This is a genomic window from Salinarimonas sp. NSM, assembly GCF_052380005.1.
Lineage (GTDB): Bacteria > Pseudomonadota > Alphaproteobacteria > Rhizobiales > Beijerinckiaceae > Salinarimonas.
The window spans coordinates 46244-55063 of record NZ_JBQTCJ010000028.1 but is presented as its reverse complement, the minus strand read 5'-3'; the positions used below and the strand labels follow the sequence as shown (position 1 = coordinate 55063).

Here is an 8820-nt window from a genome sequence, read left to right as displayed (position 1 = left end):
GCGCAGGCCAGGGCGAAGCCGTGCGCCGCACCGAGATCCCCCGCCTCCCCGGCGAGGATCTCGTGGATCGTGCCCCGCGCGAGCCCGCCGCCCAGCGCGACGTCGAGCGCGGTCGCGCCCGCCCCCGCGCCGAACGGCGCGGGGGGGCGTCGCGTCCGGCGGGGGAGGGCGGGCTCCGCCGCAGACGGCTCCGTGCGGAAGGGCTGCTGCGGCAACATCCGCGTCCGCCGCGGCCGAACGGCGCGGCCCGCCGCCCATCCCGCCGAGCCGCCCGCCGAATACCCCGCCTGCGCGGCCTCGCCGAACCCGTCCGGGGCCCCCTTCCGTGCCGTCCCCCGTGCCGTCCCCTCCCCCGCCGTCCCCTCCCCCGCCTGCGCGGCGGCGAGCGCGGCGCGCGCGCGGGCGAGCCGCTCGGCCGGGGCCTCCCCCGTGCCGAACGCGTCTTTCGGCACGCCTGCGAGGATGTCTCCCGGCATCTCGCCGCGCATCCCCCCAGGCACGGCGGCAGCGTCCGCCGACGCCGGGGCGCCGTCGCGAGGCTCGTGACGAGCCATGGTTCGATCCCTGTATGTTCCTAATCCGTTCGCTCATGGATTCCATCGCGACGGATGGGAGTCAAGCGGGGAATCGGGCGGATCGGGATCGGCGCCGGAATCGGACGTCGCGCGCGACGGAGGCGCAGGGGGAACGAGAGGCCGCCCTCAGGCGGCCGCGCGGTCCAGCCGCGCGCAGCTGTCGCGCACCACGAGCTCGGGCGGGATCAGGTGGCGCTCGCGCGGGGCGTCCGGCTCCGCGATCCGGCGCAGCAGCACCTCCGCCGCACGCCGGCCGATCGCCCCGTGATGGGCGCGCACGGTGGACAGACGTGGCTCGGAGACGGCGGCCTCCGGCGCATCTCCGCAGCCGACGATCGAGAGATCGCGTCCGGGCCGCCGCTCGGCACGGGCGAGCCCGGTCATGGCGCCGAGCGCGGTGAGATCGTCGACGCACACCACCGCGGTCGGCGCGTCCGGCAGCGCCACGAGGCGCCCGACACCCTCGATCCCGGTCTCGCGGCTGCCGTAGCCGTCGATCAGCCAGTCGCAGTCGATCGGCACGCCCGCGCGCTGGAGCGCCTCGCAGAAGGCGCGCCGGCGCGCGCGGTGGCTGGAGAGCCCGTTCGCCCCGCCGATCATGCCGATGCGCCGGTGGCCGAGCGCGAGCAGGTGCTCCACCGCGAGGCAGGCGGCCATCGTGTCGTCGCTGCCCACGTAGTCGAAGGCGAGCCCCTCGACCTCCCGCGAGACCTGCACGACGGGGATGCCCGCCACCAGGAGCTGGTAGAGCGCCGCGGCGGTGGTGCCGCCGGCGGGGACGATCAGCAGGCCGTCGGGGCGGAACTCGCCGAGCATGGCCAGCACCCGCTCCTGCCGGCCGAGGTCCTCCGCCGTCGTGCCGAGCAGGATCGTGCGCCCGGCCTCGCGCGCGGTGTCCTCCACCGCACCGAGGATGGCGGCGTGATCGGGCAGCGCCACGTCGGAGAGCGCGACGGCGAGCATGTCCGAGCGCGCGGTGCGCAGCGCGGCGGCACCGCGATTGTAGGTGTAGCCGAGATCGCGCGCCGCCTGCTGCACGCGCAGCCGCGTCGCCTCCGCGACGACGGGGGCGTTGCGCAGCGCGAGCGAGACGGTCGCCGTCGAGACGTCGAGCACGTCCGCGATGATCTGCAGCGTGACGCGGCCGCGCGCTCCCCGAGCCGGCCCCGACGATGACGATTCCATGCAGCCCAGCCCCCGCCTCACCTAACGCACGATAGCCGCACGGAATTTTCGGTCCATCGGGGAACCTACTTAGGCGGAAACCAAATCAGGCCTCGCGCGTTCGCGCGCGCTCTCGCGCGAGCAGGTAGAGCCCCGAGGCGACGACGACCGCCGCGCCGACGAGCGTCCAGGCGTCCGGCAAATCGCCGAAGACGAGCCAGCCGAGCGCCAGCATCCAGACGATCTGCGTGTAGAAGAAGGGCGAGAGCGCCGCCGCCGGGGCGCGGGCGTGGGCGAGGATGAGGAGCCAGTGCCCCACCGCGCCCAAGGCGCCGAGCCCGGCCAGCAGCAGCCAGGACAGCGCCGAGGGCGGCGCCTCCCAGACGAAGGGCGCGATCGGCGCCGTCACCGCGACGCCGACGAGGCCGGAATAGACGAGCGTCGTGCGCGAGCTGTCGTGGCCGGCGAGCATGCGCGTGGTCACGCCGTAGAGGGCGTTGCACACGGCCGCCCCGATCGACAGGAGCGCGGCGGGATGGAAGCCCTCGAGCCCCGGGCGCACCACGACGAGCACGCCGACGAAGCCGACCGCGATGGCCGCGAGCCGGCGCGGCCCGACCCGCTCGCCGAGCAGCGGCCCGGCGACCAGCGCCACGATGAAGGGCGTCGAGAACATGATCGCCATGGTCTCGGCGAGCTGGAGCCAGCGCAGCGCCGTGAAGTTGAGGAGCGTGCCGCCCATCAGGAAGAGCGAGCGCAGCACCTGCAGCCCGGGCCGCGCCGAGCGCGTCACGCCGGGCGTGGTCAGCCCGTTGACGACGAACGAGATCAGCACGATGGAGACGAGATACCGGATGAAGACGACCTGCAGCATCGGCAGGCCCGCCTCGCCGAGCCACTTGGCGCTCGTGTCGAGGCCGGAGAAGCAGATCAGCGCCGCGCACATCAGCCCGATCGCCACGAGCCGCTCGCGGCTGGCGGCGGCGTCGAGCGGGGCGTCGAGATCGGTCTGCGGCGGCTTGCCGGATGGCGCGGGGGAGGTCATGCGCGCGGGAGACTAGCCGCACCGGCGCCCGGTGGGCAGAGGCGCGCGACGCATGCCCGGTGTGCGCGGGTGCGTGCCGGCGGGACCGGCTCTCGGACGGTGCCTCCCCGGGTTCCAGGATCGCATGGACAGCGCGGGAGCGGGGCCATAATGTCCCGCCATGTCGCGTCCGTCCGCCACTCCCGACATCGAACGTTTCATCGCGCGGGTGAAGGCCGCGGGCGGCCCCGAACGCGCGAACCTGCAGATCTTCGTTCAGGACCTGTGCGCCGTCCTCGGCATCGAGGAGAGGCCGCACCTCTCCATGGGCGAGAACCACCTCAACGACTACGTGTTCGAGCGCCGCGTCGACTTCCGCCACCCCGACGGCTCGACCTCTCCCGGCTGGATCGACCTCTACAAGCGCGATTGCTTCGTGCTCGAGGCGAAGCAGTCGAAGAAGCGCGGGCGCGCCGAGGCGGACGCGCCGGACGTCGACCTCCTCGGCCCGCGCAGGTCCGGCTCGGCCGGGCCGGGCCGCGGCTGGGACAAGGTGATGATCGAGGCGCGCAGGCAGGCGGAGAACTACGCCCGCGCGCTGCCCGTCGACCACGGCTATCCGCCCTTCGTCCTCGTCGTCGACATCGGCCACGTCATCGAGGTGTTCGCGGACTTCTCCGGCCAGGGCAAGAACTACGCGCATTTCCCGGATCGCACGTCCTACCGCATCCGCATGGACGACCTGCGTGACGACGACGTCCGCGCGCGGCTGAAAGCGATCTTCGAGGACCCGCGCTCCCTCGATCCGGCGCGCATCTCGGCGGAGGTCACCCGCGACGTCGCCGAGCGGCTCGCGCGCATCGCCAAGAGGCTCGAAGGCAAGCACGACCCCAAGGACGTCGCCGAATTCCTGATGCGCTGCCTCTTCACCATGTTCGCCGAGGACGTGGGGCTCCTGCCGGACGAGGCGTTCTGCACGTTGGTCGGCGAGCTGAAGGACAACGAGGCCGCCTTCGTTCCGGCGCTGGAGAGCCTCTGGCGCTCGATGGACCAGGGGCTCTACGAGCCGCGCGCGATGAAGACGCTGCGCAAGTTCAACGGCTCGCTGTTCAAGGACTGCCGCGCGCTTCCCCTCGCCCGCGAGGACATCCACGAGCTGCACGTCGCCGCGCAGCGGGACTGGCGCGACGTCGAGCCTGCGATCTTCGGCACGCTGCTGGAGCGCGCGCTCGACCCGCGCGAGCGCGCCAAGCTCGGCGCGCACTACACGCCCCGCGCCTATGTCGAGCGGCTCGTCGTGCCCACCATCGTCGAGCCTTTGCGCGAGCAGTGGAACGAGGTCTCCGCCCGCTCGAAGGAGCTGGTCGAGGCGGGGCGCACGGACCAGGCGCTCGCCCTGGTCAAGGCGTTCCACCACGAGCTGTGCACGATCCGCATCCTCGATCCCGCCTGCGGCACCGGCAACTTCCTCTACGTCGCGCTCGAGCTGACGAAGCGGCTCGAGGGCGACGTGCTGGAGGCGCTCGACGCGCTCGGCGAGGACCAGGCGCGCCTCGCGCTCGAGGGCGAGACGGTCTCGCCCAAGCAGTTCTGGGGCCTCGAGATCAACCCGCGCGCCGTGCCGATCGCCGAGCTGGTGCTCTGGATCGGCTACATCAAATGGCAGCTGCGCACCGGCGGCCCGGGTTCCATCACCGATCCGGTGCTGCACGCCTACGGCACGATCGTGCAGCAGGACGCGCTGATCGCCTACGACCGGCAGGAGCTGCTGCGGGGGGAGGACGGCAAGCCGCTCTCGCGCTGGGACGGGGTGACGATGAAGCGTCACCCGATCACGGGCGATGAGATCCCCGACCCGGACGCGCGGGTGGAGCTGCATTCCTACGTCGACCCGCGCCGGGCGCCGTGGCCCGAGGCGGATTTCGTCGTCGGCAACCCGCCCTTCATCGGCGGCAAGGACATGCGCGCCGAATTGGGTGACGGCTACGCCGAGGCCTGCTGGAAGGCCCGCCCGCACATTCCCGGCGGGGCGGATTTCGTGATGCATTTCTGGGACGAGGCGGCGACGCGGCTCCTCGCCGAGCCGGTGAAGGGGAAGAAGGGCGCGAAGGGGGCGGCGGGCGATTCACCGCGGCGGCTGCGCCGCTTCGGCTTCATCACCACGAACTCGATCGTGCAGACCTTCTCGCGCCGCGTCGTCGAGCGCCACCTCGCCGCCAAGACCCCGCTCTCCCTCGTCTTCGCCGTGCCGGACCACCCCTGGCTCAAGGCGTCCGACAAGGCCGCCGTGCGCATCGCGATGACGGTCTGCGAGAAGGGCGAGCGGGAGGGCGTCCTGGCGGAGGTGGTGTCGGAGGCGGGGCTGAATACGGACACGCCGGTGGTGGAGCTGGAGACGCGGGAGGGGAAGGTCAGAGGGAATCTGCGACTGGGGGTGGATCTCGCGGAGCTGACGCCGCTCCTCGCCAACGAGGCGATCGGAGTGAAGGGATACGAACTCGGAACTCAAGGTTTTATTCTCGATCCGCTAGCGCTCCAATCTCTCCTGCGACGCGAACCAGGCGCGAAGCTACATATTCATCCGTACATGAACGGGCGCGACCTGAAAGACGGAAGATATACGAGATATGTGATCGATCTTTTTCCAATGAATTGGGAAGAGCTTGGCGAATTTCCTGTCCTACAGGCTCTTCTGATCGATAGAGTCAAGAATGCGATCAACCCGAATACAGATGCACATGTCCTTCGGAATTGGTGGCACTTCAGACGATCGGGAGAGGTTATCAGGGACGCTACAAAAGACCTGCCTCGCTTCATTGCGACGACGCGCACAGCAAAACACAGGTGTTTCTCATTCCTAAGTGTAGACATACGCGCTGAGAGCAAGATTGTCTCTGTAGCGCACTCTATAGCTGAGATTCTATCCGTCCTTACGTCGAGGATTCATGTTGAGTTTGCGAACGAAGCTGGTGGCTGGCAGGGGGTCGGAAACGACCCCGTCTACCAGCACACCGAGACGTTTGACCCCTACCCCTTCCCCGCCTGCATCACCGACCCCACCCACCCGCTCACCCTCCGCCTCCGAGACCTCGGCGAGCGGCTCGATGCGCATCGCAAGGCGCGGCTCGCGGAGCACGGCGATCTCACCATGACCGGGCTCTACAACGTGCTGGAGCGGGTGCGGGCGCTCGAGGCCGGGGCGGACGTGCCGCCGCTGAGCGAGGCCGAGCGCTCCGTCTACGAGCGCGGGCTCGTCGCGGTGCTCAAGGCGATCCACGACGACATCGATCGCACGACGCTCGAGGCCTACGGCTGGGAGGACCTCGCCCCGGCCCTCGTCGGCAAGCCCGGCGCCACCACGCCCTCGCCGCACAAGTCGAAGGAGCAGGAGGCGGCGGAGGAGGAGCTGATCGCCCGCCTCGTCGCCCTCAACAAGGAGCGCGCGGCGGAGGAGAAGCGCGGCATCGTGCGCTGGCTGCGGCCGGACTACCAGGTCCCGAAGCTGCGCCACAAGCTGCCGGAGGCGGCCGAGCAGCTCGACATCGGCGTCGCCGCGGCCCCGGTCGTCGCCGAGCGGCCGGCCTGGCCGACGGACGGGCTCGAGCAGATCCGCGTCGTGCGCGACGTCCTCTCCCGCGCGCCGGCGCCGGCCCCCCTCGACGCCGTCGTCGCGAGCTTCGCCGGGCGGGCGACACCGGCTCGCCGCGCCCGCGTCGAGGCGGTGCTGTCGACGCTCGTCGAGCACGGCCTCGCCCGCAGGGCCGAGGGAACGGGCGAGAGCGCTCCGACCCGCTGGTTCACCCCGCGCTGACCCTTCTCCTTCCCCTACAGGGAAGGAAAAGGGCGTCCCCCGTCGCCGCCAGCGCCCCCCCGCTCCACGAAAAAGCCCCTCCCGTCGCCGGAAGGGGCTCCCTCGTCTCGTGCGCGGTCCGCGGCAGGCGCCGGGGCGCGCCGCGCCTCAGATCACGTAGCTCTTCAGCGGGGGAAACCCGTTGAAGGCCACGGCCGAGTAGGTCGTGGTGTAGGCGCCCGTCCCCTCGATCAGCACCTTGTCGCCGATGGAGAGCGACACGGGCAGCGGGTAGGGGGTCTTCTCGTACATCACGTCGGCCGAATCGCAGGTCGGGCCGGCGAGCACGCAGGGCGCGACCGTGTCGTCGTCCCGGTCCGTGCGGATCGGGTAGCGGATCGACTCGTCCATCGTCTCGGCGAGGCCGCCGAACTTGCCGATGTCGAGATAGACCCAGCGGATCTCGTCCGCGTCGCGGCTCTTCTTCGAGACGAGCACGACCTCGGCCTCGATCACGCCGGCGTTGCCGACCATGCCGCGGCCCGGCTCGATGATCGTCGACGGAATGCGGTTGCCGAAGTGGCGCGACAGGGCCTGGAAGATGGACTGGCCGTAGGCCTCCACCGCCGGGATGTCCTTGAGGTACTTCGTCGGGAAGCCGCCGCCGAGATTGACCATCGACAGGTGGATGCCCTTGTCCGCGCAGGCGCGGAAGATCGCGGCGGCGGAGCCGAGCGCCTGGTCCCAGGCCTCGGTGTTGCCCTGCTGCGAGCCGACGTGGAAGGACACGCCGTAGGCCTCGAGCCCGACGCGATGGGCGTGCTCCAGCACGTCGACGGCGAGCGAGGGCTCGCAGCCGAACTTGCGCGAGAGCGGCCACTCGGCGCCGGCGCCGTCGCAGAGGATGCGGCAGAACACCTGCACGTCCTCGGCGCCGGTCGCGGCCTTGGCGCGGGCGATCTTCTCGACCTCGTCCTCGCAGTCGACCGCGAACAGGCGCACGCCGAGCTCGAGGGCGCGCACGACGTCGCGCTCCTTCTTGATCGTGTTGCCGAAGGAGATGCGGTCGGGCGTCGCGCCGGCGTCGAGCGCGAGCTCGATCTCGACGACGGAGGCGGTGTCGAAGCACGAGCCGAGATCGGCGAGCAGCGCCAGCAGCGCGGGCTCGGGATTCGCCTTCACGGCGTAGAACACGCGCGTGTCGGGCAGGGCACGAGAGAACTTGGAATAGTTGTCGCGCACGACCTCGAGGTCGACGACGAGGCAGGGCCCGTCCTCGCGGCGGCGGCGCAGGAACTCACGGATGCGCTCGGTCATGGCGCTCTCCCCCATAGGCTCGCGGGCAGCCGAACGGTGCGGCCGCCGATGAATCACGATCGCGACCTCGCCCGAGGTCGCGCAAGCTCGATGGGACGCCTCTTCGACGGGCGAGCGCGCTTTGGAGACGCGAACGCACGATCGACGGAGCGACCCGACGTGCTGCCATGGATTGGAGCGGGATGACCCGTCCGCACGCCCGGCAATGATGAGACAAGCCTCTTCGGTGACCGACCTTTGGAGGGCCGATCGAGACCAAAAAAGCCCGTGTCGTCGTTGCTTTAAGTCGCGTTCCCCGCTGAGGGCGGAGTGCGCCGGTTTCGCCTCCGGCTGCCGGTCAGGGGTGTCGGGGGAAGTCTCCCCCGGGCGGCTGTCCGGTCTCTTGCCCGGATGCCCACCGACCGGCACGCGACCACAGGCACGTGCGAAATTGGGCAAGGACGTAGGTAATCCCGATTCTCCCCGGGATCAATGGGTTTCGGGGCCGGTTCGCGAATTTTTCTCGGCGCCGCCGGCGAGGAGGTCGCGGATCTCGGCGAGCAGCTTCACGTCGGCGGGGATCGCGGGCTCGCTGGCCGCCTCGGACGGGGCGGCGACCTCCGCGTCCTGCTTCGCCCGCAGCCGGTTGATGGCGCGGATGACGAAGAACAGCACCCACGCGACGATGAGGAAGTTGATCGTCGCCGTGACGAAGGACCCGTAGGCGATCACCGCCCCCTGCTCGCGGGCCGCCGCCAGGGTGGTGGCGGTCACCTCGGACGACAGCGGCAGGAAGTAGTTGGTGAAGTCGAGCCCGCCGGTGACGACGCCGATCAGCGGCGTGAACACGTCCTCGACCAGCGAGGAGACGATCCGCGAGAAGGCGGCGCCGATGATGACGCCCACCGCCAGATCCACCACGTTGCCCTTGAGCGCGAAGGTCTTGAACTCGTCGATGATGGCCATGGTCG

5 protein-coding genes and 1 pseudogene are annotated in these 8820 nt (G+C 70.7%); 1 reads left to right on the top strand and 5 read right to left on the bottom strand.

The genetic code is table 11. The features are described from left to right. The 3 genes and pseudogenes from ACTZWW_RS11970 to ACTZWW_RS11960 all read right to left on the bottom strand — a co-directional run. Positions 1–476 (bottom strand): annotated as a pseudogene (locus tag ACTZWW_RS11970) (hypothetical protein); the annotation flags it as partial. Positions 477–701: 225 nt separating this feature from the next. Continuing rightward, positions 702–1760 (bottom strand): LacI family DNA-binding transcriptional regulator, encoded by a 1059-nt coding sequence (locus tag ACTZWW_RS11965; protein ID WP_444781180.1) that lies wholly within the window; start codon positions 1758–1760, stop codon positions 702–704. Between the two features lie 85 nt (positions 1761–1845). Continuing rightward, positions 1846–2784: a DMT family transporter gene (locus ACTZWW_RS11960; protein WP_444781179.1), complete on the bottom strand. Its 939-nt coding sequence runs from the start codon at positions 2782–2784 to the stop codon at positions 1846–1848. A gap of 160 nt (positions 2785–2944) precedes the next feature. Between ACTZWW_RS11960 and ACTZWW_RS11955 the strand changes: the two genes are divergently transcribed. Further along, complete coding sequence (locus ACTZWW_RS11955; RefSeq protein ID WP_444781178.1) at positions 2945–6574, top strand: class I SAM-dependent DNA methyltransferase; 3630 nt, start codon at positions 2945–2947, stop codon at positions 6572–6574. Positions 6575–6721: 147 nt separating this feature from the next. Here the strand turns inward: ACTZWW_RS11955 and ACTZWW_RS11950 are convergent, their stop codons facing one another. Both ACTZWW_RS11950 and mscL read right to left on the bottom strand, forming a co-directional pair. After that, positions 6722–7870, bottom strand: coding sequence for a type III PLP-dependent enzyme (locus ACTZWW_RS11950; RefSeq protein ID WP_444781177.1), 1149 nt, complete (start codon positions 7868–7870; stop codon positions 6722–6724). 468 nt (positions 7871–8338) lie between these two features. Beyond that, a complete protein-coding gene (mscL, locus tag ACTZWW_RS11945; protein WP_444781181.1) occupies positions 8339–8809 on the bottom strand; it encodes a large conductance mechanosensitive channel protein MscL in 471 nt (156 codons plus the stop codon). Between the last annotated feature and the right edge of the window lie 11 nt (positions 8810–8820).

Excerpts from the sequence above, each read along its gene's own strand:
- ACTZWW_RS11965 (WP_444781180.1), bottom strand. The coding sequence starts at position 1,760 with ATGGAATCGTCATCGTCGGGGCCGGCTCGGGGAGCGCGCGGCCGCGTC.
- ACTZWW_RS11960 (WP_444781179.1), bottom strand. The coding sequence starts at position 2,784 with ATGACCTCCCCCGCGCCATCCGGCAAGCCGCCGCAGACCGATCTCGAC.
- ACTZWW_RS11955 (WP_444781178.1), top strand. The coding sequence starts at position 2,945 with ATGTCGCGTCCGTCCGCCACTCCCGACATCGAACGTTTCATCGCGCGG.
- ACTZWW_RS11950 (WP_444781177.1), bottom strand. The coding sequence starts at position 7,870 with ATGACCGAGCGCATCCGTGAGTTCCTGCGCCGCCGCCGCGAGGACGGG.